The organism is Mesorhizobium sp. L-8-10 (genome assembly GCF_016756635.1).
Taxonomy (GTDB): Bacteria; Pseudomonadota; Alphaproteobacteria; order Rhizobiales; family Rhizobiaceae.
Genome location: NZ_AP023263.1, coordinates 6,389,638 through 6,415,551, shown reverse-complemented (window position 1 = coordinate 6,415,551; position 25,914 = coordinate 6,389,638). Strand labels below are relative to the sequence as shown.

Annotated in this window: 17 protein-coding genes; 14 read left to right on the top strand and 3 right to left on the bottom strand. The window is 64.6% G+C overall.

Going from position 1 to position 25,914, the window contains the following annotated elements; translation table 11 throughout:
* The 3 genes from cysN (at nucleotide 1) to JN280_RS29985 (ending at nucleotide 4,029) form a co-directional block, all read left to right on the top strand.
* Nucleotides 1-1,938 carry a sulfate adenylyltransferase subunit CysN gene (cysN, locus tag JN280_RS29995; protein WP_202307688.1) on the top strand — a complete coding sequence of 646 codons (1,938 nt, stop codon included), beginning with the start codon at nucleotides 1-3 and terminating at the stop codon, nucleotides 1,936-1,938.
* A complete protein-coding gene (cysQ, locus tag JN280_RS29990; protein ID WP_202307687.1) occupies nucleotides 1,901-2,725 on the top strand; it encodes a 3'(2'),5'-bisphosphate nucleotidase CysQ in 825 nt (274 codons plus the stop codon). The genes cysN and cysQ overlap by 38 nt, the downstream gene beginning before the upstream one ends.
* A 143-nt stretch (nucleotides 2,726-2,868) precedes the next feature.
* Entirely contained in the window at nucleotides 2,869-4,029 is a 1,161-nt protein-coding gene (locus JN280_RS29985; protein ID WP_202307686.1) for an IS110 family transposase, read from the top strand.
* Between the two features lie 682 nt (nucleotides 4,030-4,711).
* Here the strand turns inward: JN280_RS29985 and JN280_RS29980 are convergent.
* Nucleotides 4,712-5,779 carry a branched-chain amino acid ABC transporter substrate-binding protein gene (locus JN280_RS29980; RefSeq protein WP_202315116.1) on the bottom strand — a complete coding sequence of 356 codons (1,068 nt, stop codon included), beginning with the start codon at nucleotides 5,777-5,779 and terminating at the stop codon, nucleotides 4,712-4,714.
* A 233-nt stretch (nucleotides 5,780-6,012) separates the two neighbouring features.
* Here JN280_RS29980 and JN280_RS29975 point away from each other — a divergent pair, with 233 nt between their 5' ends.
* Complete coding sequence (locus JN280_RS29975) at nucleotides 6,013-7,221, top strand: ISAzo13 family transposase (protein WP_202307379.1); 1,209 nt, start codon at nucleotides 6,013-6,015, stop codon at nucleotides 7,219-7,221.
* Between the two features lie 68 nt (nucleotides 7,222-7,289).
* On the opposite strand, the gene JN280_RS29970 is transcribed toward JN280_RS29975, so the two are convergent.
* Nucleotides 7,290-8,213 carry a carbohydrate kinase family protein gene (locus JN280_RS29970; protein ID WP_202307685.1) on the bottom strand — a complete coding sequence of 308 codons (924 nt, stop codon included), beginning with the start codon at nucleotides 8,211-8,213 and terminating at the stop codon, nucleotides 7,290-7,292.
* A 97-nt stretch (nucleotides 8,214-8,310) separates the two neighbouring features.
* Nucleotides 8,311-9,534 carry an ROK family protein gene (locus tag JN280_RS29965; RefSeq protein ID WP_202307684.1) on the bottom strand — a complete coding sequence of 408 codons (1,224 nt, stop codon included), beginning with the start codon at nucleotides 9,532-9,534 and terminating at the stop codon, nucleotides 8,311-8,313.
* A gap of 258 nt (nucleotides 9,535-9,792) precedes the next feature.
* On the opposite strand from JN280_RS29965, the gene JN280_RS29960 reads away from it, so the two are divergent.
* The 10 genes from JN280_RS29960 to bglA all read left to right on the top strand — a co-directional run bounded on the left by JN280_RS29960 (nucleotide 9,793) and on the right by bglA (nucleotide 25,828).
* Nucleotides 9,793-10,773, top strand: coding sequence for a sugar ABC transporter substrate-binding protein (locus JN280_RS29960; RefSeq protein WP_202315114.1), 981 nt, complete (start codon nucleotides 9,793-9,795; stop codon nucleotides 10,771-10,773).
* 186 nt (nucleotides 10,774-10,959) lie between these two features.
* Nucleotides 10,960-12,042 carry an ABC transporter permease gene (locus JN280_RS29955; RefSeq protein WP_202307683.1) on the top strand — a complete coding sequence of 361 codons (1,083 nt, stop codon included), beginning with the start codon at nucleotides 10,960-10,962 and terminating at the stop codon, nucleotides 12,040-12,042.
* Nucleotides 12,042-12,818, top strand: coding sequence for an ATP-binding cassette domain-containing protein (locus tag JN280_RS29950; protein WP_202307681.1), 777 nt, complete (start codon nucleotides 12,042-12,044; stop codon nucleotides 12,816-12,818). Before JN280_RS29955 ends, JN280_RS29950 begins: the two co-directional genes overlap by 1 nt.
* Before the next feature lie 154 nt (nucleotides 12,819-12,972).
* The gene (locus JN280_RS29945; RefSeq protein WP_202307679.1) at nucleotides 12,973-15,441 is read left to right on the top strand and encodes a glycogen/starch/alpha-glucan phosphorylase; all 2,469 of its coding nucleotides are present in this window, start codon (nucleotides 12,973-12,975) and stop codon (nucleotides 15,439-15,441) included.
* Nucleotides 15,442-15,487: 46 nt separating this feature from the next.
* Entirely contained in the window at nucleotides 15,488-17,686 is a 2,199-nt protein-coding gene (gene glgB, locus JN280_RS29940) for a 1,4-alpha-glucan branching protein GlgB (RefSeq protein ID WP_202307677.1), read from the top strand.
* Nucleotides 17,687-17,815: 129 nt separating this feature from the next.
* Nucleotides 17,816-19,078 (top strand): glucose-1-phosphate adenylyltransferase, encoded by a 1,263-nt coding sequence (gene glgC, locus JN280_RS29935; protein WP_202307675.1) that lies wholly within the window; start codon nucleotides 17,816-17,818, stop codon nucleotides 19,076-19,078.
* The gene (gene glgA, locus JN280_RS29930) at nucleotides 19,075-20,526 is read left to right on the top strand and encodes a glycogen synthase GlgA (protein ID WP_202307673.1); all 1,452 of its coding nucleotides are present in this window, start codon (nucleotides 19,075-19,077) and stop codon (nucleotides 20,524-20,526) included. The genes glgC and glgA overlap by 4 nt, the downstream gene beginning before the upstream one ends.
* Nucleotides 20,523-22,151, top strand: coding sequence for an alpha-D-glucose phosphate-specific phosphoglucomutase (locus JN280_RS29925; protein WP_202307671.1), 1,629 nt, complete (start codon nucleotides 20,523-20,525; stop codon nucleotides 22,149-22,151). The genes glgA and JN280_RS29925 overlap by 4 nt, the downstream gene beginning before the upstream one ends.
* 1 nt (nucleotide 22,152) lies before the next feature.
* Nucleotides 22,153-24,207 carry a glycogen debranching protein GlgX gene (gene glgX / locus JN280_RS29920; RefSeq protein WP_202307669.1) on the top strand — a complete coding sequence of 685 codons (2,055 nt, stop codon included), beginning with the start codon at nucleotides 22,153-22,155 and terminating at the stop codon, nucleotides 24,205-24,207.
* Complete coding sequence (bglA, locus tag JN280_RS29915; RefSeq protein ID WP_202307668.1) at nucleotides 24,194-25,828, top strand: beta-galactosidase BglA; 1,635 nt, start codon at nucleotides 24,194-24,196, stop codon at nucleotides 25,826-25,828. Before glgX ends, bglA begins: the two co-directional genes overlap by 14 nt.
* The last annotated feature ends 86 nt before the right edge of the window (nucleotides 25,829-25,914 follow it).

The window sequence follows — 25,914 nt, the reverse complement described above, 5'->3', positions numbered from 1 at the left end:
ATGCGGCACATCATGGCCAAGGACATCGCGCCGATCGAGGACATCCGTGACTATCTTGCCGCCCAGGAGCAGAAGTCGCTGCTGCGCTTCCTCACCTGCGGATCGGTCGACGACGGCAAGTCGACCCTCATCGGTCGCCTGCTCTACGACACCAAGCTGATCTTCGAGGACCAGCTCGCCGCGCTGGAGCGGGATTCGCGCAAGCACGGGACCACGGGCGCCGACATCGACTTCGCGCTGCTGGTCGACGGGCTGGAGGCGGAGCGCGAGCAGGGCATCACGATCGACGTCGCCTATCGTTTCTTCGCGACGCCGAAGCGCAAGTTCATCGTCGCCGACACACCCGGTCACGAGCAATATACGCGCAACATGGCGACCGGAGCCTCGACCGCCGATGTCGCGGTGGTGCTGGTCGATGCGCGCCAGGGCATCCTGCGCCAGACTCGGCGCCATTCGATCATCGCCTCGCTGCTCGGCATCCGCCGCATCGTGCTCGCCGTCAACAAGATCGACCTCGTCGGCTACGACAGGGTCGCCTTCGAGCGCATTCGCGACGAATATCTGGCTTTCGCGGCGAGCCTCGGCTTCGAAGGCATCGAGCCCATCCCGATGTCGGCGCGATTCGGCGACAATGTCACCCGTCGCTCCGACAGCATGGACTGGTATCGCGGTCCGACCCTGCTCGAGCACCTGGAAACCGTGCCGGTCGGCGAGACGGCCGGCGAGCGTCCGCTGCGTTTCCCCGTGCAATATGTGAACCGTCCCAATCTCGACTTCCGTGGTTTCGCGGGCACCGTCGCGTCGGGCTCCGTTGCCAGGGGCGACGAGGTCGTGGTGGCGAAGTCGGGTCGTCCGTCGCGGGTCAAGCGCATCGTCGCCCATGGCGGGGATCTCGAGCGGGCGGTCGAAGGACAGGCTGTCACGCTGGTGCTGGAGGACGAGATCGAGGTTTCGCGCGGCAACATGCTGGTGGCTCCGACGGACCGTCCGCATGTGGCCGATCAGTTCGCTGCCAATATCGTCTGGTTCGGTGAGACGCCGCTGCTGCCGGGCCGCTCCTACATCCTGCGGACCGAGACCGACCAGTCCAACGCCACGGTCACCGACCTGCAGCACCGTATCGACGTCAACAGCTTCGCGCATGAGGCGGCGAAGTCGCTCGAGATGAACGAAGTCGGCGTCTGCAGCCTTTCCGTGCAGTCTCCCATTGCCTTCGACAGTTTTGTCCGGAACAGGACGACCGGTGCCTTCATCCTCATCGACCGCATGACCAATGCCACGGTCGGCGCGGGCATGATCCTCAATCCACTGCGGCGGGCGGCCAACATCCATTGGCAGTCGCTCGACGTCGACAAAGCGTCGCGCGCTCTGATGAAGCAACAGAAGCCTTCGGTGCTGTGGTTCACCGGCCTGTCGGGCTCGGGCAAGTCGACCATCGCCAACCTGCTCGAAAAGAAGCTTCACGCCGCCGGCCATCACACCTATCTGCTCGACGGCGACAATGTGCGGCATGGCCTGAACCGCGACCTGGGCTTCACCGAAGCCGATCGCGTCGAGAACATCCGCAGGGTCGCCGAAGTGGCGCGGCTTATGGCCGATGCCGGACTGATCGTACTCGTGTCCTTCATCTCGCCGTTTCGTGCCGAGCGGGCCATGGCGCGCGAGAGGATGGCCGAGGGTGAGTTCGTCGAGATCTTCGTCGACACGCCGTTCGACGAATGCGCCAGACGCGATCCCAAGGGGCTCTATGCGAGGGCGCTCGCCGGTGAGATAAGCAACTTCACCGGACTGGATTCTCCTTACGAAACACCGGAAAAACCGGAGATCCATCTTGCGACGACAGGCAAATCGCCCGAAGAGATGGTAGAAACCATCGAGACTTGGCTTCGCGAGCGGGACAGTGCCGATCAACAATACGACGCCGGCGGCGGCATCTGACGACAGCGCGACCCTTGCCCTGTTCGAAACCCTCGCGCTCGCCGCAGGGCGCGCCATCATGGAGGTCTTCCATAGCGGCTTCGATGTGAAGCGCAAGGAAGACGCATCGCCGGTGACGGAGGCCGACCGCGCGGCCGAGCGGATCATCCTCGAAGGGCTTCGCCGGTCCTTCCCCGGAATTCCATGCGTGGCCGAGGAGGAGACGGCGGAAGGGCTGTGCCCGAAGGACCCCGGTCGCGTCTTCTTCCTTGTCGATCCGCTCGACGGTACGAAGGAGTTCGTCGGCCGTCGCGGCGATTTCACCGTGAACATCGCTCTGATCCGCGAGGGCGTTCCCGAGATCGGGATCGTCTATGCGCCCGCCAGCCGGAAATGCTTTGTCGGCCAGCCGGGCAGGGCGGAAGAAATCACGGTGTCGCCTGACCATCAGGCGACGGGACGCCGGGCGATCTCCGTCCGCGCCGGCAAGGAGCCGCTGACGGTGGTCGCCAGCCGCTCGCACTGCAATGCCGAGACCGAGGCCTATATCCACGATCTCGGGCCGACCACGATCGTGTCGGTCGGCTCGTCCCTGAAGTTCTGCATGGTCGCCAGCGGCGAGGCCGACATCTATCCGCGATTCAGCCGAACGATGGAGTGGGATACAGCCGCTGGCGATGCGGTGCTGAGAGCCGCCGGCGGCACGACCCTTACGCTCGACGGCCTACCCCTGACCTATGGCAAGATCAGCCAGTCCGGTGAAGCCGATTATGCCAACCCGTCCTTCATCGCGAAGGGGGCATCTTAAGGGTAGGCATCGTGCAGTCACCCCTCATCCGACCTCGCTTCGCGAGGCCAGCTTCTCCCACAAGATGTTATGAGGGCGTGGATGGCGGCGTGATCTTGCAGCAAGATTGGTTTTTCCACCCACGCAACATGGGGAGATGACCAATGTCGCATGACCAACCGAGTGTCGTATCGACGACCGCCACCCGTAGCCATCATGATGCAATCCTGGCCTCTTTGGAACTGAGCACGTCGCAATGGCTGGTCACCTCGCTGCTGCCGGGCACCGAGAAGTTGTCCAGGCACACGCTTCGCGCGGGCGATGCGGACCAGCTTCTGGGGCTTTTTGCCCGGCTGCGCGGCAAGGCCGAGCGGCGGCTGGGCGGCCCGGTCGAGATCATCACCATCCAGGAAGCCGGTTTGGACGGTTTCTGGCTGCATCGGCTGCTGGAGCGCGCCGGCATCAGGAGCCACGTCGTCGATGCCGCTTCGATCCCGGTACCGCGGCGCAGCCGGCGCGCCAAGAGCGACAAGCTCGACGGTGAGAGCCTGTGGCGTACCTTGGCGGCGTGGTTGCGGGGCGAACCCCGCGTCTGTTCGATGGTGCGGCCACCGAGCCCCGAACAAGAGGACCAGCGCCGGCTGGGACGCGAGTACGATACGCTGACGCGCGAGAGGACCCGTCAGAGCAACCGCATTCGTGGCCTGCTCGCGGCGCAGGGCATCCGCGGCTACAACCCGCTGCTGCGCAATCGCCGCGCTGCGCTGGCGAAGCTGACCACCGGTGACGGCCGCCCTCTGGGCGCGCAACTCGTGAGGGAGCTCATGCGCGCGCTCGATCGCATCGAGCTCCTCATGGCGCAACTCGCCCAGATCAAAGCCGAGCGCCGCCAGCTGCTCAAGGGCGCGGCGGCCGACCCGGTTGCCGCCCAGTTGAGCACCCTCAAAGGCATCGGTCCCTCCAGCGCCACCACGCTGGCGCTGGAGGCGTTCTTCCGCAGCTTCGACAACCGACGCCAGCTCGCCGCCTTTGCCGGCCTTGCCGCAACGCCATGGCGCAGCGGCAAGGTCGAGCATGAGCAAGGCATCTCGAAGGCCGGCAACAAGCGCATCCGCAGAACCATGATCGAGATCGCCTGGCTGTGGCTGCGTCATCAGTGCCGATCCGCCTTGAGCCAATGGTTCTTCACCCGCTGCGCCGAAGGCACGCACGGCAAGCGAAACCGCTGCGTCTTCATCGTCGCCCTGGCGCGCAAGCTGATCGTCGCGATCTGGCGCTTCGTCAGCTTCGGCGAAATCCCCGAGGGCGCCATGCTGAAGGCCTGAAGGGAGCAACGACTGCCATATCGACCAGGCCTGATCAGCCCGCGTCGATGCTGGTGGACGAGGCCCGCTTCTCCCCTTGGCTGCAACATGCCGCTCACAAGATGGGAGCTTCGTCTGCCGAACCCCGTGCCTCGCGCATGCAAGATCTTGGTACCGCCCGAACGCGGCGCATGGCGCAATGCCCGGGCGGCCGTATGTGAGGTTCTGAGGGCGCGCCCACACCAGGTCCCCTCAGCCGCCCGAGGCAAAGGTGGTCCGGGCCAGCGATACGGCCTCCACGCCGCAGTGTGGCGCCGTGCTCGACCAGCGCAAGACCAAGCCGCTCCGCGGCGGCTTGCAGCCGGTCCTGCGCCGATCTGCGCGCGGCGCTCCAGCCAACCGAAGGCGGAACGACGCCGGGGCTGCTCCGTGCCAAGCAATGCGTCGCCAAATCAACCCCTTGACCTCCATGGCCCCCATGTGAGGGGAGAAGGTCGGAGCCTGGCTTCGGCGACTCTGCAAATCGTCGAACGATGACGATTGGCCGATACGCTGGCGCGAGACTTCCCTTCTCCCCTTGTGGGAGAAGGTGGCCGCGCGAAGCGCGGTCGGATGAGGGGTTTGGAGGCGCGAGTAGATAGTGAAAACACGATGGCCGGAGGTCTCCCTCCGGCCATTATGTTTATTCCACTGTAGGGCTGGACTATTCCACGCCGACGATCTTGCCGTCTTCCCACTTGAACATCGAGAAGCTCGGCGAGCTGAGATCGCCGCTTTCGCCATAGGTCAGCTTGCCGATCGCGGTGGTGATCGGCTCGCCCGACTTGATCGCGGCTGCGACCGCCGCCGGATCGTCGGCACTGCCTGCCTTCTCGATGCCGGCCTTGATCACCTCGACCGCGGCATAGGCGTTGAGCGTGAAGGCCTCCGGCGGAATGCCCTTCTCCTTCAGCACCTTCACCGCCTCTGCCGAATCCGGGTTCTTGAGCGCGTCGGTGGCATTGGTGAACAATGTGCCGGCCGCGGCGTCGTTGCCGATCGCCCAGTATTCGGTGTTGGAGAGCCCTTCCCCGCCGACGATCGTGGCATTGACGGAGATGTCCTTGAGCTGGCGGGCAAGCAGTCCGCCCTCCGGATGATAGCCACCGAAATAGATCAGGTCGATATTCTCGGATTTGAGACGAGTCGTAAGCGCGGACAGGTCCTTTTCGCCCGGGGTGAGCGACAAATAGAGCACTTCGTTGACGCCGCCGTCGTTGATTGCCTTCTTGAAAGCATCGGCGAGGCCCTTGCCGTAGGTGCCCTTGTCGTGGATGACCGCGATGCGCTTGTCCTTCAGGTTCTTCAGCACATAGGCGGCAGCGACATCGGCCTGCTGGTCGTCGCGCCCGCAGGTGCGCAGGACATTGGTCAGGCCGCGGGCGGTCAGATCAGGCGCGGTCGCGGTCGGCGTCACCATCAGCACGCCGTTCTCGGCAAACACGTCCGAAGCGGGAATGGCGACGCCGGAGGTCACCGGCCCGACCACGTAGCGCACGTCCTCGCCGACCAGCTTGTTGGCGGCCGAAACACCCTGCTTTGGATCACCTGCATCGTCGGCGAGCTGCAGGACGATCTTCTCGCCAAGAATGCCGCCGTTCTTGTTGATCGCGTCGACAGCGGCCTCGGCGCCGTTCTTGACCTGCTCCCCGTAGGCCGCAACCGGCCCGGTAAGGGGCGCCTCGAGGCCGATCACGATGTCGGCCCTTGCGGCCGAAGCGGCGAAGACCATTGAAGCGGCGAAGGCGACGCCAGCGAGCAGCTTTCTCTTGTTCACGTCAGTTCTCCTCGAACAAAGCTCGGAACCGTGGAGAATCTCCGGCCGGCCGGAGGTCCAGGACCCTTGGCTGGGCCCCTTAGGACAGCTGCAACGATAATTGAATCGGTCGGTTGTCTCGACCTGCGGCGGTGTGACTCACCCGGCAGGGATTCCCTGCCGGAGCGAGGCGCGCTAGCGGTAGCGACATGATCGACCGGCGCGGGATCCAGCAGCGGTGGGAGGCGGACGGCTCGAAGCGCGACGAGCGCGGCCGGCGCGTGTTCGCCGCCAGCGAGGCGCGCGCTGCGGGCCGGGGTGGGCTGGCGGCGGTCTCGGAGATCACAGGGCTGGCCCGCTCGACGATCGGGCGCGGGCTGAAAGACCTCGACGCGGCGCCGCCGCGCGGTCGGGTGCGCCGAGAAGGCGGCGGCCCGCGGCCGTTGACGGCGCGCGATCCGACGCTGCTTGCCGACCTTGAGCGCCTCGTTGAGCCGGCGACCTTGGGTGATCCGGAGCGGCCTCTGTTGTGGGTGTCGAAGAGCCTGGACAAGCTGGCGCGCGCGCTTGGCGACATGGGCCATGCGATCAGCCCCAACAGCGTGCGCAAGCTGCTTGTCAAGCTCGGCTTCTCGCGCCAGCTTAACCGCAAGACGGATGAAGGCGCGCACCATCCCGACCGCGATGCCCAGTTCGCGCACATCAACGCCAAGGTGGTCGCCGCGCAGGCGGCCGGTGAGCCCGTCATCTCCGTCGATACAAAGAAGAAAGAGCTCGTCGGCGCCTTCAAGAATGGCGGCAGCGACTATCGCCCGAAGGGCGACCCGCAGCGCGTCAAGGTGCACGACTTCGTCGACACGACGCTTGGCAAGGTCGTCCCCTACGGCGTCTACGACGTGGCCGCCAACGAGGGCTGGGTCAGCGTCGGCATCACCGCCGACACCGCCGAGTTCGCGGTCCACTCGATCCGCACGTGGCTCGAGCGCATGGGCCGCCAGCGCTATCCCTCGGCCGGCGCGCTGACGATCACCGCCGACTGCGGCGGCTCCAACGGGGCGCGCGTGCGGCTGTGGAAGGTGGAACTGCAGAAGCTCGCCGACGAGACCGGGCTTGTCGTCCACGTCCATCACTATCCGCCGGGCACGTCGAAGTGGAACAAGATCGAGCACCGACTGTTCTGCCACATCACGCAGAATTGGCGCGGCCGTCCGTTGACGGATCGCCTCGCCGTGGTCGAGTTGATCGGCGCGACCACGACCAAGACCGGGCTCAAGGTCGAGTGCGCGCTCGACGCCACCACCTATGAGAAGGGCGTGAAGGTCTCGGCTGCCGAGATGGCGACCCTCGATATCACCGGCGACCAATTCCATCCAGAATGGAATTACACAATCAAACCGCGGCGGTCGGCCATAGCGTAGCGGTTATCGTTGCAGCTGTCCTTAGGCCATCGAGGACCGTCTTGGCAATCGGCCAGGCCGGGCAGGGATCAAGCCAGTTCGCGCCGCCAGGGCGGATTGGCGCCGGCGCGCGAGACCGTCACCGCCGCCGCCGTCGCGCCGAGCGACAATGCGGCGTGGACGGCAGCTTCGGAGAGGGCGGCGAGCGAGGGCTTGGTCAGCAGCCCCTGGTCGTGAAGCGAGGCGAGCACGCCCGCGTTGAAGGTGTCGCCCGCGCCGACCGTATCCACGACTGCAACCCGGGGCGCGGCGACAGAAACCCTGTGCCGGTGCGTGAAGCCTTCGGCACCCTTGGCCCCGCTGGTGATGATCACCAGCTTCGGGCCGGCTTCCAGCCAGCGCGTCGCGATCTCGGCATGCGAGCCGGTCTCGCCGAACCAGGCAAGATCGTCGTCCGAGAGTTTGACGATATCGGCCATCGCCATCATGCGGCGCATGCGCGCCAGATGCTTCTGCTTGTCGGGAATGAAGCCGGGACGGATATTGGGGTCGAGCATGGTGACGCGCCTTGCATGCTCGCGCTTCATCAGCGCCTCATAGGCCGAGCCGCAGGGTTCGGGAATGAGGCTGATGGCACCGAAGAGCATGGCATCCACGGCGCCGTCGAGCGCGGGGAGAGCCTCCTCCGACAGCATGCGGCCGGCCGTGTTCTCGTCATAGAAGGTGTAGGTGGCGTGGCTGTCGACGAGGCGCACGAAAGCGAGCGTTGTCGGCCGCTCCGACACGACGGCATAGATCGAGCCGACATTGCTCGAGGCGAGGACTTCCCGGATCTGCTGCCCGAACAGGTCGGAGGAGAGACCAGAGAAGAACTCGGTCGGCACGCCGAGGCGACCGAGCGCGATGGCGGAATTGAAGACCGCGCCGCCGGCATAGGGTGCGAAAGCGGGCTCGCCCGTCGTGCTCTCGCGCGGCAGCATGTCGATCAGCGCCTCGCCGCAGCAAACGATCATGGATCGGCTCTCCGTGGACGATGATGCTCGAATAGGGGTTCGCGGTCTCCCGCGCAACTGAGAGCCGGATGGTCGCCGGTGTGTTCGGCCCTGACGCTCATGCGCTCTTCATCGGCGCGCCTGTGCCGATCAGGAAACGATCGGACAGCGGCAGGCTCGCAGCGCCGAGCGCTCGGGCGTGGCGGCCGACCGTTCCCTCCCGGACTTCTGGCAGGTGCAGGCCTTCAACGTCGATCTTCGCGAGCGCCTCCCGCACGGATGCGACCAGCCGGCTACGGACGGCTTCCGGCATCCAGCCGTCGATGACGGCTGCCTCGAAATCCAGGACCGACGAGGCGGCAACGATCGCATAGGCGAGAGCGGTTCCGGCCGCCGCGATCCATTCATCGAGATCGGGGCCGACGTCACCCCAGTCCTGGGGCGATGTCCAAAGATGAGAGGCCTCGATACCCCTAGCGTTGAGCGCCTTTTCGAGGATCGCGATCGAAGCGATGTCGATCAGCTGCGTGGGCCGGCCTTCCGGGCCGGGAACCGGCATCGAGCCCAGGGCTCCCGCATTTCCGCTCGGGCCGACGTGAAGGCTGCCGTTCAGCACGACGCCTCCGCCGGCAAAGGCGCCTAAATAGAAATAGATGAAGTCGCGAGGGATCGTGCCGCGGCCGAACACCAGCTCGGCCCCGCATGCCGAGCTTGCGTCATTCTGCAGATAGACCGGGAAAGGGCATTTCGCCTGGATTTCAGCGCGGATGTCGCGATGGCGCCACTCGTCCATGACGCTGCTCGGCGCTCCGGCCGTCTCGGCCCAGTTCCACAGCTCGAACGGCATGGCGATGCCCATGCCCGATATGCGCTTGTCCTGCCGGCCGGTCAGCGTCGAGCGGATCTGCTCCATGCCTCGGGTCACGAAATCGACGGTCTCGCGCGGAGTCGGATACCGATAGGAGAACTGCAGCATCGCCCGCACTGCACCGACGAAATCGATGAGCACCAATTCGGCGCTTCGGCGTCCGATCTTGAGACCGAGGAAATAGGCGCCGTCCGGGTTGAGCGACATCGGAACGGAGGGCTGGCCGATCTTGCCGCGGATCGGCTGGCCGCGCAGCAGAAGGCCTTCTTCCTCCAACTCGCGCATGATGACGGAAACCGTCTGCGCCGAAAGTCCGGTCATGCGGGCGATGTCGGTCTTGGCGAGGCTGCCGCTGCGCCGCACCAGCGACAGCACGAGCCTCTCGTTGAAGTCGCGCATGCCGCTCTGGTTCGTGCCGCGCTGGAACCGGCTCTCGGGCGGCTCGGCACCGCTTCTCGAAATCTCCGCTTCCATGGCATTCCTCCCAAGCCCCGAGGGCTTTCGACCAAAGAATGCGGCGGGATGCAATCCATGTCAATATTAAATCATAGTGATTTATTTATTGACTCGGCCTTCCGATTGGTATTTTCTGAATGGGCAGGACACCGGCGCGTTCAGGAGGCGCTTCGGATCCGGCGGCGCTGATGCCGCCATCGTTTCAAGCTCACCGGGAGGACTATCGTGGCGAAGCTCACTCTGAAATTTTCCGTGTTTGGCGCGGCGACCGCCGCGATGCTGGCGATCGCGTCCCAGGCTTCGGCCGCCGATGTCGGCGCCTGCCTGATCACCAAGACCGACACCAATCCGTTTTTCGTCAAGATGAAGGAGGGCGCGACCGCCAAGGCCTCCGAGCTTGGCGTCAACCTCAAGAGCTATGCAGGCAAGATCGATGGCGACAGCGAGAGTCAGGTCGCAGCCATCGAGACCTGCATCGCCGACGGCGCGAAGGGCATATTGATTACTGCTTCCGACACCAAGGGCATCGTACCCGCCGTGCAGAAGGCGCGAGACGCCGGCATCCTGGTCATCGCCCTCGACACGCCGCTCGAGCCGGCTGACGCGGCCGACGCGACATTCGCCACCGACAATTTCATGGCCGGCAAGCTGATCGGGCAATGGGCAGCCGCTACCCTCGGCGATGCGGCCAAGGACGCAAAGGTCGCCTTCCTCGACCTTGCTCCGTCGCAGCCAACTGTCGATGTCCTGCGCGATCAGGGCTTCATGACGGGCTTCGGCATCGACACCAAGGACGTCAACAAGATCGGCGACGAGGACGATCCGCGCATCGTCGGCCATGACGTCACCAACGGTAACGAGGAAGGTGGCCGCAAGGCCATGGAGAACCTTCTGCAGAAGGATTCCGGCATCAATGTCGTGCACACGATCAACGAGCCCGCGGCGGCCGGCGCCTATGAGGCGCTCAAGGCCGTGGGCATGGAGAAGAACGTGCTCATCGTTTCCGTCGACGGCGGCTGCCCGGGCGTGAAGAATGTCGAGGCAGGCGTGATCGGTGCGACCTCGCAGCAATATCCGCTTCTCATGGCCGCGCTCGGCGTCGAGGCGATCAAGAAGTTTGCCGAGACGGGAGAGAAGCCGAAGCCGACCGAGGGCAAGGACTTCTTCGATACCGGTGTGGCGCTGGTCACCGACAAGCCGGCCGCCGGAGTGGAGTCGATCGACGTCAAGACCGGCATGGACAAGTGCTGGGGCTGATCTGATCGGCTGACGGCGACAACGCCGGAGGCGGTCTCATGACCGCCTCCATCATGGGGCGACGCCCCTGCCGCATCGGCCCGAAATATCGGGATCGAACTTCGGGAAGCCCGATGCGCGGATGCACGGTGCTGTGACGTCTTTTGCGTGTGCAGATGTACGCACGGCGCTCCAGGAGGAAAAGACATGAGCGACGCTACGGCGCATGGCCGTCAGCCGCAGGAGTTCGAGAAGGTTCTCTCGGGCAGCGACACGGCGGTTGCGAGTTTCGACACCCACAAGCGCTCCGCCTTGGAGCAGGCGCAGCATTTTCTCCATTCGAGCCCGGCGGCCGTACCGCTCATCGTGCTCGTGCTGTCGCTGCTGGTGTTCGGCGTCCTGGTCGGCGGAAAGTTCTTCTCCGCCTTCTCGATGACGTTGATCCTGCAGCAGGTGGCGATCGTCGGTATCGTCGGGGCTGCGCAGACCCTTGTCGTGCTGACGGCGGGTATCGACCTGTCGGTCGGCGCGATCATGGTGCTTTCATCCGTTGTCATGGGCCAGTTCACCTTCCGCTACGGGCTTCCGCCGGCGCTTTCGGTCCTGTGCGGACTGGCCGTTGGCGCGGCCTGCGGATGGGTCAACGGCGTGCTCGTCGCCCACATGAAGCTGCCGCCCTTCATCGTGACGCTGGGCACCTGGCAGATCGTTCTCGCCGCCAATTTCCTCTACTCCGCGAACGAGACGATCCGCTCGCAGGACATCGAGGCGCAGGCGCCAATCCTTCAGTTCTTCGGCCAGAATTTCAGGGTCGGAAACGCCGTCTTCACCTATGGCGTCGTTGCCATGGTGCTGCTCATAGGGCTCTTGTGGTACATATTGAATCACACCGCATGGGGCCGGCACGTCTATGCCATTGGCGACGACCCCGAGGCGGCGAAGCTCTCCGGCGTACAGGTCAAGCGCATCCTGGTGACCGTCTACGCGATCTCCGGCCTGATCTGCGCGCTTGCCGGCTGGGCCCTGATCGGCCGCATCGGCTCGGTTTCTCCGACCGCTGGCCAGTTCGCCAACATCGAATCGATCACTGCCGTGGTGATCGGCGGCATATCGCTCTTCGGCGGACGCGGCTCGATACTGGGCATGCTGTTCGGCGCCCTCATCGTCGGCGTCTTCTCGCTCGGGCTGAGGCTGATCGGCACCGACCCGCAATGGACCTATCTCTTGATCGGCGCGCTGATCATCGCCGCCGTCGCCATCGACCAGTGGATCAGAAAGGTGGCCGCCTGATGGAACCGATTCTCACCGCACGTGGCCTGGTCAAGCGCTACGGACGCGTCACCGCTCTCAACAGTTCCGATTTCGACCTCTATCCCGGCGAGGTTCTGGCCGTGATCGGCGACAACGGTGCCGGCAAGTCCACGCTGATCAAGGCGATCTCAGGCGCCGTCCTGCCCGACGAGGGGGAGATCACGCTCGAAGGCAAGCCGGTACACTTCAGGTCTCCCCTGGAGGCGCGTGATGCCGGCATCGAGACCGTCTACCAGAACCTTGCCCTGTCGCCGGCGCTCTCCATAGCAGACAATATGTTTCTGGGACGGGAACTGCGCAAACCAGGCCTGTTCGGGCGCTGGTTCCGGATGCTTGATCGTCCGGCCATGGAGAAGCGTGCCCGCGAAAAGCTGTCGGAACTCGGCCTGATGACCATCCAGAACATCGGCCAGGCGGTGGAGACCTTGTCAGGCGGCCAGCGCCAGGGGGTGGCGGTGGCTCGCGCTGCGGCTTTCGGCTCCAAGGTGGTGATCATGGACGAGCCGACCGCGGCGCTTGGCGTCAAGGAATCGCGGCGGGTGCTGGAGCTGATCCTCGACGTGAAGAAGCGCGGCCTGCCGATCGTGCTGATCTCGCACAACATGCCGCACGTCTTCGAGGTCGCCGACCGCATCCACATCCATCGGCTCGGCCGTCGCCTGTGCGTCATCGATCCGAAGGAATATACGATGTCCGACGCAGTCGCCTTCATGACAGGGGCGAAGGAGGCACCACATCAGGCGCTCGCGGCTTGACCAGCCGATCGCACAGCCGTTGGTGTCGATATGACGCGGTCTTCAGATTCCGCGTGCAAAATCGCCTGAAATACGGCTAGCTTCGACAGATCGGGAGGAAGCGATCAACTGAAGGCAGCCAATCGCGGCGCGCCGGTTTGTACGGAAGACTGTGATGACCGGGACCAAGACGTTCGAACTCCCGAGGCCGATCTTGAACGATTCCGATCCAAAGACGCTCGCAACCGAGATCTTGAAGTGCCTGACCTATCGCATCGGCAAGGACGCGACGGTCGCCACGCCTTATGACTGGCTCACCGCGTCCATAAAGGTGGTGCGCGACCGCATCGTCGAGCGCTGGATCGACGCGACCAAGAAGGCCTATGACCAGGAGGCCAAGCGCGTCTACTACCTTTCGCTCGAGTTCCTGATCGGCCGGCTGATGCGCGATTCCTTCTCGAATATCGGCCTGCTCGAGCCGGTGCGCGAAGCGCTCGCGTCGCTCGGCGTCGATCTCGACGTAATCGCCGCGCTCGAGCCGGACGCCGCGCTCGGCAATGGTGGCCTCGGGCGCCTGGCCGCCTGTTTCATGGAAAGCATGGCGACCGTCGACGTACCGGCTCACGGCTACGGCATCCGCTACAAGAACGGCATGTTCCGCCAGGAGATTTCCGACGGCTGGCAGGTCGAACTGCCCGAGACCTGGCTCGATCACGGCAATCCCTGGGAGTTCGAGCGCCGCGAGCGCTCCTTCGAGGTCGGCTTCGGCGGCCATGTGGAATCCGTCACCAGCAAGGACGGCCGGCTGGAGCACCATGTCTGGAAGCCGCAGGAGCGGGTGCTCGCCGTCGCCTACGACACGCCCGTCGTCGGCTGGCGCGGCAATCGCGTCAACACGCTGCGGCTGTGGTCCGGCATGCCGGTCGACCCCATCCTGCTGGAAGCTTTCAACGCCGGCGACCATATCGGCGCTCTGCGCGAAAGCAACAAGGCCGATGCGCTCTCGCGGGTGCTCTACCCCGCCGACGCCACGCCCGCGGGGCAGGAGCTCAGGCTGCGGCAGGAGTACTTCTTCACCACCGCGTCGCTGCAGGACATCGTGCAGCGTCATCTCAGCCAGTTCGGCAACCTCGCTTCCCTGCCCGACAAGGCCGCGATCCACCTCAACGACACCCATCCGGCCGTTGCCGTCGCCGAACTGATGCGGCTTCTCATGGACGTGCACGAGATCGATTTCGACACGGCCTGGGATCTCACCAAGCGGACCTTCGCCTACACCAACCACACGCTTCTGCCGGAAGCGCTGGAAAGCTGGCCGGTACCGCTTTTCGAGCGTCTCCTGCCGCGCCATATGCAACTCGTCTACGCCATCAACGCGCAGATCCTGCACGAGGCGCGGGCCGCCGAAGGTTTCGATGGCGCCCAGATCAGCCGGATATCGCTCATCCATGAGGATGGCGAGCGCCGCGTGCGCATGGGTAACCTGGCCTTTGCCGGGTCTCATTCGATCAACGGTGTGTCGGCGCTGCACACGGAGCTGATGAAGGAGACCGTCTTCGCCGACTTCCACAAGCTCTATCCGGAGCGCATCAACAACAAGACCAACGGCATTACCCCGCGCCGCTGGCTGTTCCAGTCCAATGCAGGTTTGACGGCTTTGGCGAAGGAGGCGATCGGCGACGCTTTCCTCGACGACGTCTCGCTCTTGAGGGACCTCGACCCGTTTGCCGAGGATGCGGCGTTTCGTGAAAAATTCGCTGCCGTAAAGCGCCAGCGAAAGGAGCGGCTGGCGGCGGTGGTTGCCGAGCGGCTTGGCATCAGGCTCGATCCGTCGGCCCTGTTCGACATCCAGATCAAGCGCATCCACGAATACAAGCGCCAGCTCCTGAACATCATCGAGGCCGTGGCGCTCTATGACCAGATGCGATCGCATCCCGAGCGGGACTGGATTCCGCGGGTCAAGTTCTTCGGCGGCAAGGCGGCGCCGAGCTATCACAACGCCAAGCTGATCATAAAGCTCGCCAACGACGTGGCGAGGGTGATCAACAGGGATCCGGCGGTGCGTGGCCTCCTGAAGGTGGTGTTCATGCCCAATTACAATGTCAGCCTTGCCGAAATCATGATGCCGGCGGCCGATCTTTCGGAACAGATCTCGACGGCCGGCATGGAGGCGTCGGGCACGGGCAACATGAAATTTGCGCTGAATGGCGCCATCACCATCGGAACCCTCGACGGCGCCAATGTCGAGATGAAGGAACATGTCGGTGACGACAACATCGTCATCTTCGGTCTGACCGCGGAAGAAGTCGCCCAGCGGCGAAGCAACGGCTACAATCCGCGCGCCGTCATCGAGGCATCGCCGGAACTGTCGCAAGCCGCCGCGGCGATCTCGTCGGGCGTGTTCTCGCCTGATGATCCCACTCGCTATCGCGCGCTGATGGACGGCCTCTACGATCACGACTGGTTCATGGTCGCCGCCGATTTCGACGCCTATGCGGAGGCGCAGCGCCGGGTCGACGAGCTCTGGCGCGACAGCCCCGGCTGGTATGCCAAGGCTGTCCGCAACGTGGCTCGCATGGGCTGGTTCTCGTCCGATCGGACCATTCGCCAATATGCGCGCGAAATCTGGAACGTGCCGGCATGACAATCCTGTCTCGACAATCGCATGATGGCGGAGGGGCGCCGACCGCATGAAGTCGACATCGGCAAAGGGCGAAAGCGGGATGGCGGCTTCCACCGATGTCGAGGCGATTGTTTCGGGAAAGCACCGCGATCCCTTTTCCGTCCTCGGGGTGCATCAGGCCGGCAAGGGCCTCGTCGGGCGGTGCTTCATCCCGCATGCCGAGTTCGTCACCGCTTTCACCCTTGCGGGCAAGCCGGCCGGGGAGTTGCGCCGCCGCCACGACGCCGGCTTTTTCGAGGGCCGGCTTTCGATCCGCAGGCGCCAGCCTTTGCGCTACCACGCGCGCAAGGCCGGCGGCGACTGGTGGCTGACCGATGCCTATTCCTTCGGCCCGGTGCTGGGACCGATGGACGACTACTTCATCGCGGAAGGTTCGCACCTCAGGCTGTTCGACAAGCTCGGCGCGCATCTGATTTCGCATGAGGGCGCGTCGGGCGTACATTTCGCGGTCTGGGCGCCCAATGCCCGGCGTGTCTCCGTCGTCGGCGATTTCAACGACTGGGACGGCCGACGCCACGCGATGCGGCTGCGCAGCGACATCGGCGTCTGGGAAGTGTTCGTGCCAGACATCGGGCCGGGCAGGCCCTACAAATTCGAGATCATCGGCGCGCAGGGCAAGCGGTTGCCGCTTAAGGCCGACCCCTTCGCCTTCCGGTCGGAACTGCGCCCGGCGACCGCTTCCGTCACCACCGCGCCGTCCGCGCATGAATGGGGTGATCAGGCGCATCGTGATTTCTGGAGGGGGGCGGATCCGCGCCGGCAGCCGATCTCGATCTACGAGGTCCATGCCGGGTCCTGGCAGCGCAATGCCGAGGGTGGCTTCCTTTCCTGGGATGAACTCGCCGAGCGGCTGATCCCCTATGTGGTCGACACCGGCTTTACCCATATCGAGTTCCTGCCGATCACCGAGCATCCCTACGATCCGTCCTGGGGCTATCAGACGACGGGGCTCTACGCGCCGACCGCCCGTTTCGGCGAGCCGGAAGGCTTCGCCCGTTTCGTCGAGGGGGCTCACCGTGCCGGCATTGGTGTCATCCTCGACTGGGTACCCGCGCATTTCCCGGTCGACGAGCACGGGCTGGCGAAGTTCGACGGGACGGCGCTCTACGAGCATGCCGATCCGCGCAAGGGCTTCCATCCCGACTGGAACACCGCGATCTACAATTTCGGGCGGAAGGAAGTCAGCGCCTTCCTGGTCAACAATGCGCTCTACTGGGCCGAGAAATACCATCTCGACGGGCTGCGGGTCGATGCGGTCGCCTCGATGCTCTATCTTGACTATTCGCGCAAGGAAGGAGAATGGATCCCAAATGAGCGCGGCGGCCGCGAGAACCTCGAAGCCGTGCGTTTCCTCCAGGAGATGAACAAATCCGTCTACGGTGCCCACCCCGGCGTCGTGACGATCGCCGAGGAATCGACCTCCTGGCCCAAGGTCTCGCAGCCCGTGCATGAGGGCGGCCTGGGCTTCGGTTTCAAATGGAACATGGGCTTCATGCACGACACGCTCGCCTATTTCTCGCGCGAGCCCATCCACCGCAAGCATCACCACGACGCCGTCACCTTCGGGCTGCTCTATGCCTTCAGCGAGAATTTCGTGCTGCCGCTCTCCCATGACGAGGTCGTGCACGGGAAAGGCACGCTGCTCGGCAAGATGGCCGGAGACGACTGGCAGAAATTCGCCAACCTGCGCGCGCTCTACGCCTTCATGTGGGGCTATCCCGGCAAGAAGCTGCTGTTCATGGGACAGGAATTCGCACAGCGCGACGAATGGAACGAGGGGCGCGCGCTCGACTGGCACCTTCTCGACCACGCGCCGCATCGCGGCATGCGGCAGCTCGTCCGTGACCTCAATCTTCTCTACCGTTCGAAACCGGCGCTCCATGCGCGAGACTGTGAGCCCGAAGGGTTTTCCTGGCTGGTCGTCGACGATGCCGACAATTCGGTGTTCGCCTGGCAGCGCAATGCGCCTGATGAGGAACCGCTGGTGGTGGTCGCGAATTTCACACCTGTGCCGCGCGGCGATTATCGCGTCCCTTTTCCGAAGGCCGGGCGCTGGCGCGAGATCGTCAACACGGACGCCCGGGACTATGGCGGAAGCGGCATGGGCAATGGCGGCTTCGTCCAGGCGTGGCCGGTCGCGGGAGGGGCGTCGGCGCAGATGGTGTTGCCGCCGCTCTCGACCATCATGCTGGAGTGGGTGCCATGAGCAGGTTTCGCAAAAGCGTCCCGGGATTCCGACAAGGACCTGCGACATGAGAAGCCAGGCAGGCGAGGCCTGAGCGAAGCCACGCAAACCCCTTTTGGACCGGCTCGGGATTGGACATGGGAGGATGATATGGAAAAGAGGAGCCAGCCGCTCGCACGCGATGCAATGGCCTATGTGCTTGCCGGAGGCAGGGGCAGCCGGCTCAAGGAACTGACCGCGTCGCGCGCCAAGCCTGCCGTTTATTTCGGCGGCAAGACGCGTATCATCGACTTCGCTTTGTCGAACGCGCTCAATTCGGGCATACGCCGCATCGGGGTCGCGACCCAGTACAAGGCGCATTCGCTGATCCGCCATCTCCAGCGTGGCTGGAACTTCTTCCGGCCGGAGCGCAACGAGAGCTTCGACATATTGCCGGCCAGCCAGCGCGTCTCGGAGACCCAGTGGTACGAAGGCACGGCGGATGCGGTTTTTCAGAACATCGACATCATCGAAGCCTATGGTCCCGAATACATGGTGATTCTGGCCGGCGACCACATCTACAAGATGGATTACGAGCTGATGCTGCGCGAGCACGTGGATGCGGGCGCCGACGTGACCGTCGGCTGCCTGGAGGTTCCGCGCATGGAGGCCACGGGATTCGGCGTCATGCATGTCGATGAAAAGGATCGGATCATCTCGTTCATAGAGAAACCGGCCGATCCTCCGGGCATCCCCGGCAAGCCGAACTTCGCGCTGGCTTCGATGGGCATCTACGTCTTCCGCACGGCCTTCCTGATGGACCAGTTGCGCCGCGACGCAGATGATGCGGAGTCCAGCCGCGACTTCGGCAAGGACATCATCCCTTACATCGTCGAAAACGGTAAGGCGATCGCGCACCGTTTTCATAGATCCTGCGTGCGCTCGAACTTCGAGAACGCAGCCTATTGGCGCGATGTCGGGACGGTCGATGCCTATTGGGAGGCGAATATCGACCTGACCGACGTGACGCCGGATCTCGACATCTACGACCGCGACTGGCCGATCTGGACCTATGCCGAGATCAAGCCGCCGGCGAAGTTCGTCCATGACGAGGAAGGCCGCCGCGGCTCGGCCGTGTCGTCGCTGGTTGCGGGCGACTGCATCATCTCCGGCGCGGCGCTTCGTCGAAGCCTCATCTTCACGGGCGCGCGGGTCAATTCCTTCTCGTCGCTCGACGAGGCTGTGGTTCTGCCCGATTGCTTCGTCGGCCGCAACGCGCGGTTGCAAAAGGTCGTCATCGACCGTGGCGTGCACATACCCGAGGGGTTGGTGGTCGGCGAGGATCCGGTCCTCGACGCCAAACGCTTCAATCGCAGCGAGAAGGGGGTCTGCCTCATCACCCAGCCCATGATCGACCGGCTGGAGACCGCATGAAGGTTCTCGCCGTCGCTTCCGAGGTCTTCCCGCTGGTCAAGACGGGTGGCCTTGCCGACGTCGCGGGCGCGTTGCCGCTCGCGCTCGCCGGCCAGGGCTTCGAAACCCGCACGCTCCTGCCGGGCTATTCTTCGGTGACCGGCAAGCTGAAGAAGAAGCAGGTTCTGCACAGCTACGGCGACCTCTTCGGCGGCAAGGCGGCGGTGCTGAAGGTGGAACTCGCCGGGCTCGATCTCCTGGTGCTCGATGCGCCGCATCTCTTCAACCGTGCCGGCGGGCCCTATGGCAGCCCGACCGGCGAGGACTGGCCGGACAACTGGCGGCGTTTCGCGGCCTTCGGCAAGGTGGCGAGCGATATCGCCGGCGGGGCAATAGCGGGCTACGCTCCCGATCTCGTCCATGCCCATGATTGGCAGGCGGCAATGGCGCTTGCCTATATGCGCTATGGCGGCCGTTCATCCGTGCCCGGCGTGATGACGGTTCACAATCTCGCCTTTCAGGGTCAGTTCCCCGCATCGATCTTCCCGGAACTCGGACTGCCGGCGGAAGCGATGGCGCTCGGCGGCGTCGAATATTATGGCGGCGTCGGTTTTCTCAAGGCAGGCCTTCAGGCCGCATCGGCCATTACCACCGTCAGCCCGACCTACGCGCAGGAGATCAGGACGCCGGAATTCGGCATGGGTCTCGACGGGCTCGTCAATCTGCGCAGCGCGGACCTCCACGGCATCGTCAACGGCATCGATGTCGCGGTCTGGGATCCCGAGACCGATCCGCATCTCGCCGCCAACTATTCCGCCCGTACTCTGAAGGCCCGCAGGGCCAACAAGCGCGTCGTCGAGGAGCGTTTCAAGCTGGATGCCGGCAACGGCCCGATCCTTTGCGTGGTGAGCCGTCTTACCTGGCAGAAGGGTGTGGACGTGCTGGTCTCGGCTGTCGACGCCGTCGTGGGCGCCGGCGCCCGGCTCGCAATATTGGGGGCCGGAGATCAGGCGCTGGAAGGCGCGCTGCTTGCCGCCGCCGCCCGGCACCGGGGCAAGGTCGGGGTGATCGTCGCATATGACGAGGCGCTCTCGCATCTGATGCAGGGCGGCTCGGACGCGATCCTGATCCCGTCGCGTTTCGAGCCCTGCGGCCTTACCCAGCTCTACGGCCTGCGTTACGGCTGCGTGCCCGTGGTGGCGCGCACCGGCGGGCTGGCCGACACGGTGATCGACGCCAACGAGGCGGCTGTCTCCGCCGGGGTGGCGACCGGCTTCCAGTTTGCACCGGCCAGTGGCGATGCCTTCGTTCATGCTATCCGCAGGACGCTGGCCGCCTATGCCGAGCCGGCCGGCTGGACGTCGATGCAGAGGCAGGGGATGAAGGCCGATGTCTCGTGGGCGAAAAGTGCTGCGAGATACGGCGCACTGTACAGGTCGTTGATTGCGAAGAGGCAGAAGAGCGTATGATCAAGGAAGTCGCCACAACCCCCTATGCCGACCAGAAGCCGGGCACGTCGGGGTTGCGCAAGAAGGTGCCGGTGTTCCAGCAGGAGCACTACGCCGAGAACTTCATCCAGTCGGTGTTCGATTCGCTGGAGGGTTTCCAGGGCAAGACCCTGGTCGTGGGCGGCGACGGCCGGTACTACAACCGCGAGGTGATCCAGAAGGTCATCGCGATGGCGGCGGCCAATGGCTTCGGCCGTATCATCGTCGGCCAGGGCGGCATATTGTCGACGCCGGCAGCTTCGAACATTATCCGCAAATTCAAGGCCTTCGGCGGCCTGATCCTGTCGGCCAGCCACAATCCGGGCGGCCCGCACGAGGATTTCGGCATCAAATACAATATCGGCAATGGCGGGCCGGCGCCGGAGAAGATCACCGATGCGATCTTCGCGCGCACCAAGACGATCGACCGCTTCAGGATCGCCGATGTCGGTGTCATCGACATCGACCGGATCGGCGAGAGCAGGGTGGGCGATCTCGCCGTCCAGGTGATCGATCCGGTTGCCGACTATGCTGAACTCATGGAGACGCTTTTTGATTTCGAGGCGATCCGCAAGCTGTTCCGGTCGGGCTTCCGGGTGGCCTTCGACGCGATGCATGCCGTGACCGGCCCTTACGCCAAGGAAATCGTCGAGAATCGCCTCGGCGCGCCTGAAGGCACGACCCGGAACTTCGTGCCGCTGCCCGATTTCGGCGGACACCATCCCGACCCGAACCTTGTTCATGCCAAGCATCTCTATGACGAGATGATGGCTCCGGACGCGCCCGATTTCGGCGCGGCATCGGACGGCGACGGCGACCGTAACCTGATCATCGGCAAGGGCATCTTCGTCACGCCTTCGGATTCGCTCGCCTTGCTTGCCGCCAATGCCCATCTGGCGCCGGGCTGCAAGGCAGGTCTGAAGGGAATTGCCCGCTCGATGCCGACCAGCGGCGCCGCCGACCGCGTGGCCGAGAAGCTCGGCATCGGCATGTACGAGACCCCGACCGGCTGGAAGTTCTTCGGCAATCTTCTCGACGCCGGCATGGCGACGATCTGCGGCGAGGAGAGTGCGGGAACCGGCTCCGACCATGTCCGCGAGAAGGACGGAGTCTGGGCGGTCCTGCTGTGGCTCAACATCCTGGCCGCGCGCGGCGAGAGCGTGAAGGACATCGTGACGAAGCACTGGGCCGAATTCGGCCGCAACTACTACTCCCGTCACGACTATGAGGAGGTCGAGACCGAGGACGCCAACCGTTTGATGGAAGCATTGAGAGGCAAGCTCGAAAGCCTGCCGGGATCGGTCGTGTCGGGCATGAAGATCGCCACCGCCGACGACTTCGCCTATCACGATCCGGTGGACAAGTCGGTCAGCCGCAACCAGGGCATTCGCGTGCTGTTCGAGGGCGGGTCGCGGGTCGTCTTCCGCCTGTCCGGCACCGGCACGTCGGGCGCGACGCTGCGCGTCTATATCGAACGCTACGAACCCGACAGTTCCCGCCATGGCATCGAGACCCGGGAGGCGCTGAAGGATCTGATCGCCGCCGCCGACGAGATCGCCGGGATCCGCGCCCATACCGGCCGGCAGAAGCCGAGCGTCATCACCTGAGATGACGGAGCAGGCGGGCGGGACAAGGCACGGCGCGATCGTGACGGAGAACGGCATTCGTTTCTCCGTCAGTTCGCTTACGGCCGAGCGCGTCTGGGGCTCGCTGTTCGGGGCCGACGACCGGGAGACCGGGCGGATCGAACTGGAGCGCGGCGAGGACGGGAGTTTTGCCGCGTTTGTCCCCGGCCTCGCTGCAGGCGCGCGCTATGGATTGCGCGCGGATGGGGAATACGATCCCGCTCGCGGCCTCTGGTTCGACCCTGCCAAGTTGCTGATGGACCCCTATGCGCTCGCGATCGACCGGCCGTATCGTTATGATGCGAGGCTGGCGGCGCGGCGCGGCGAGGGAGGCGACACCGCGCCTCTGATGCCGAAGGCGGTCGCTGTCGCCTTGCCGCCGCCCGAGGCTCCGTCCGCGCCGCTGTTCCAGTCGGGTGGACTGATCTACGAAGTGCCTGTCCGCGCATTCACCATGCGGCATCCTCAAGTGCCGGAGGCCCTGCGCGGCACCATCGGTGCGCTGGCTCACCCGGCGGTCCTGGAGCATCTCATCCGACTGGACGTCGATGCGGTCGAACTGATGCCGGTGACGGCCTGGATCGACGAGCGTCACCTGCCGCCGCTCGGCCTGTCGAACGCCTGGGGCTACAATCCCGTGTCCTTCATGGCCCTCGATCCGCGCCTGGCGCCGGGCGGGCCCGCCGAACTGCGCGAGACGGTGGCGGCCCTGCGCAAAGCCGGCATCGGCACGATCCTCGATCTCGTCTTCAATCACACCGGGGAAAGCGACACGCTCGGCCCGACGCTCTCCTTGCGGGGGCTCGACAATCCGACTTACTACCGACACGTGCCGGGCGATCCTGGCCGGCTGGTCAACGACACCGGCTGCGGCAACACGATCCGCACTGATCACCCTGTCGTCATAAGGCTGATCCTCGATGCGCTCCGACATTTTGTCCTGCGAACGGGCGTCGACGGCTTCCGTTTCGATCTCGCGCCGGTGCTTGGCCGCAACGACGCCGGCTTTTCCGCCGATGCGCCTTTGCTGGAGGCTGTCCGCAGCGATCCGGTTCTGAGGGGCAGGGCGCTGATCGCAGAGCCGTGGGATGTCGGCGATCATGGATACCGGCTGGGCGGCTTCCGAGAGCCATTCCTCGAATGGAACGATCGCTATCGCGACGACGTCAGGCGTTTCTGGCGCGGCGACCGCGGCATGGTCGGGCCGCTCGCTACCAGGCTCGCCGGCTCGTCCGACATCTTCGGCGGGGCGGAGGCGACGCGTACGCTCAACTTCCTGGCGGCTCACGACGGCATGACGCTCGCCGATCTCGTTTCCTACGCAGACAAGCACAACGAGGCCAATGGCGAGGATAATCGCGACGGTCACAACGAGAACTTCTCCTGGAACAACGGTGTCGAGGGGAACTCGGACGACCGGAAGATCGTGGCCGGCCGGCGCCAGGACGTAAGAGCGTTGCTGGCCACGCTGTTCGCTTCGCGCGGCTCCATCATGCTCACGGCGGGCGACGAGTTCGGCCGAAGCCAGGGTGGCAACAACAACGCCTATGCGCAGGACAACGCCGTCACCTGGCTCGACTGGCAGGGTCGGGACAAGGCTCTCGAGACCTTCGTTTCGCTGCTCGCCAGCCTTCGCAGAACGAATTCAGCCTTGTTCGCAACCTCCTTCCTGAAGGGGGAGGCAAGCGATGACGCCGCATGGCCGGATGTCGAATGGCTCGACGAAGCCGGCCGACCGCTGACCGAGACCGGATGGAACGATCCTGACAGGCACCGGCTGACGATGCTGCTCGCGGACCCGGCGGCGGGAGACGCTGCACGACTGGCAGTCATTTTCAACGGCGACCGCCGGACCGCCGTTTTCGGCCTGCCTGGACCCGCCGGCTGGCAACTGCTCCTGTCGTCTTGCGAGACGGAAATCCGTCCCCTGGAAAACGGCCGATGGCTTGTCCCCGGCCGCGCGGTGGTTTTCATGAAACAGGCTTTCGCCGAGGCTGAGCCCGGCCCGACGGGAAACAAGCTCGATGACCGGAATTGACGGCGCCGATTGGTGGCGCGGCTGCGTGATCTACCAAGTCTATCCCCGTTCGTTCCAGGATACGACCGGCGACGGTATCGGTGACCTCCCCGGCGTCACAGCCCGGCTTCCGTACATCGCTTCGCTCGATGTCGACGCGATCTGGCTGTCGCCCTTCTTCAAGTCGCCGATGGCGGACATGGGCTACGACGTCTCGGACTACCGTGACGTCGATCCGATGTTCGGCACGCTGGAGGATTTCGACCGGCTGGTTGCGGAGGCTCACCGCCTCGGCCTGAAAGTGTTCATCGATCAGGTCCTGTCACACACGTCGGATCGGCATCCCTGGTTCAGGGAAAGCCGCGCGGACCGCAAGAACGCCCGGGCCGACTGGTACGTCTGGGCAGACCCGAAGCCGGACGGCACGCCGCCCAACAACTGGCTGTCTGTCTTCGGCGGCTCTGCCTGGGAATGGGACGGGATGCGCAAGCAGTATTACCTGCACAATTTCCTGGCATCCCAGCCCGACCTGAATTTCCACAACGGCGAGGTCCAGGACGCGCTGCTTGAGACGGTGCGCTTCTGGCTGGAGCGTGGGGTCGACGGTTTTCGCGTCGATGCGGTGAATTTCCATTTCCATGACCGTTCGCTGGCGGACAATCCGCCGGTGCCGGCCGGCAAGATTTCCGACGTTCCCGACACCAATCCCTACGGCTATCAGGAGCATCTCCACGACAAGACGCAGCCGGAGAATATCGGTTTCCTGAAGCGGTTCCGCGCCCTGCTCGATGCCTATGGCGGACGCGCGGCAGTGGGCGAGGTCGGCGACGGCGACCGGTCGCTGCGCACGGTCGCCGCCTATACCGAGGGCGGCGACAAGCTCCACATGTGCTACACTTTCGACCTTCTCAGTCCCGAATTCTCGGCCGGCCATGTCAGGCACAGCGTCGAAGCCTTCGAGACAGCCGTTGCGGGCGGGTGGATTTGCTGGGCCTTCTCCAATCACGACGTCGTGCGCCATGTGTCCCGCTGGGTGCGGCCGGGCGGCAGCAAGCAGGCGATAGCGAAATTCTCGATCGGCCTGCTTTCGGCGCTGCGCGGTTCGATCTGCCTCTATCAGGGCGAGGAGCTCGGATTCGAGGAAGCCGATATTGCCTTCGAGGATCTGAGGGATCCCTACGGAATCCGCTTCTGGCCTGCATTCAAGGGCAGGGACGGCTGCCGCACGCCGATGGCGTGGGAGCATTCGGCCGCGAATGCGGGCTTCACCACCGGCAAGCCCTGGCTGCCGGTGCCTGCCGCCCATGCAGCGCAAGCGGTCGATATCCAGCGGACGCTTCCCGGCTCCGTCCTGGATCACTACCGGGACGTGCTCGCCTTCCGCGGCCAGCATCCGGCCTTGCGCAACGGTACGATCGAATTCCTCGAAAGCGACAGTCAGGACGTGCTGGCCTTCCTGCGGAAGTCCGGCAACGAGGCGCTGCTTTGCGTGTTCAACTTCTCTGAAGATCCGGCGGGCTTTTCCATCCCGCCCGTGGTTGGTACGGTGTCGTCGCTCGATTTCCCGGGACAGGAAGCCGTATTGTCGTCGGGTGAAGTGCAATTGCCCGGCCTGGGTGTGTTTTTCGGCCGAGTGGACTGACGGAAAATTCTCCGTCGGTTCCTGCGGGAAGCGGCGGCGAAACTACTGCGTATGCAGGCGAAGCAGTGGGCTAGCCATGCAAGCCT

Excerpts from the sequence above, each read along its gene's own strand:
- JN280_RS29960 (WP_202315114.1), top strand. The coding sequence starts at position 9,793 with ATGCTGGCGATCGCGTCCCAGGCTTCGGCCGCCGATGTCGGCGCCTGC.
- JN280_RS29950 (WP_202307681.1), top strand. The coding sequence starts at position 12,042 with ATGGAACCGATTCTCACCGCACGTGGCCTGGTCAAGCGCTACGGACGC.
- JN280_RS29980 (WP_202315116.1), bottom strand. The coding sequence starts at position 5,779 with ATGGTCTTCGCCGCTTCGGCCGCAAGGGCCGACATCGTGATCGGCCTC.
- JN280_RS29970 (WP_202307685.1), bottom strand. The coding sequence starts at position 8,213 with ATGATCGTTTGCTGCGGCGAGGCGCTGATCGACATGCTGCCGCGCGAG.
- cysN (WP_202307688.1), top strand. The coding sequence starts at position 1 with ATGCGGCACATCATGGCCAAGGACATCGCGCCGATCGAGGACATCCGT.
- JN280_RS29975 (WP_202307379.1), top strand. The coding sequence starts at position 6,013 with ATGATCGACCGGCGCGGGATCCAGCAGCGGTGGGAGGCGGACGGCTCG.
- glgA (WP_202307673.1), top strand. The coding sequence starts at position 19,075 with ATGAAGGTTCTCGCCGTCGCTTCCGAGGTCTTCCCGCTGGTCAAGACG.
- JN280_RS29925 (WP_202307671.1), top strand. The coding sequence starts at position 20,523 with ATGATCAAGGAAGTCGCCACAACCCCCTATGCCGACCAGAAGCCGGGC.
- glgB (WP_202307677.1), top strand. The coding sequence starts at position 15,488 with ATGAAGTCGACATCGGCAAAGGGCGAAAGCGGGATGGCGGCTTCCACC.
- glgX (WP_202307669.1), top strand. The coding sequence starts at position 22,153 with ATGACGGAGCAGGCGGGCGGGACAAGGCACGGCGCGATCGTGACGGAG.
- JN280_RS29955 (WP_202307683.1), top strand. The coding sequence starts at position 10,960 with ATGAGCGACGCTACGGCGCATGGCCGTCAGCCGCAGGAGTTCGAGAAG.
- JN280_RS29945 (WP_202307679.1), top strand. The coding sequence starts at position 12,973 with ATGACCGGGACCAAGACGTTCGAACTCCCGAGGCCGATCTTGAACGAT.
- bglA (WP_202307668.1), top strand. The coding sequence starts at position 24,194 with ATGACCGGAATTGACGGCGCCGATTGGTGGCGCGGCTGCGTGATCTAC.
- glgC (WP_202307675.1), top strand. The coding sequence starts at position 17,816 with ATGGAAAAGAGGAGCCAGCCGCTCGCACGCGATGCAATGGCCTATGTG.
- JN280_RS29965 (WP_202307684.1), bottom strand. The coding sequence starts at position 9,534 with ATGGAAGCGGAGATTTCGAGAAGCGGTGCCGAGCCGCCCGAGAGCCGG.
- JN280_RS29985 (WP_202307686.1), top strand. The coding sequence starts at position 2,869 with ATGTCGCATGACCAACCGAGTGTCGTATCGACGACCGCCACCCGTAGC.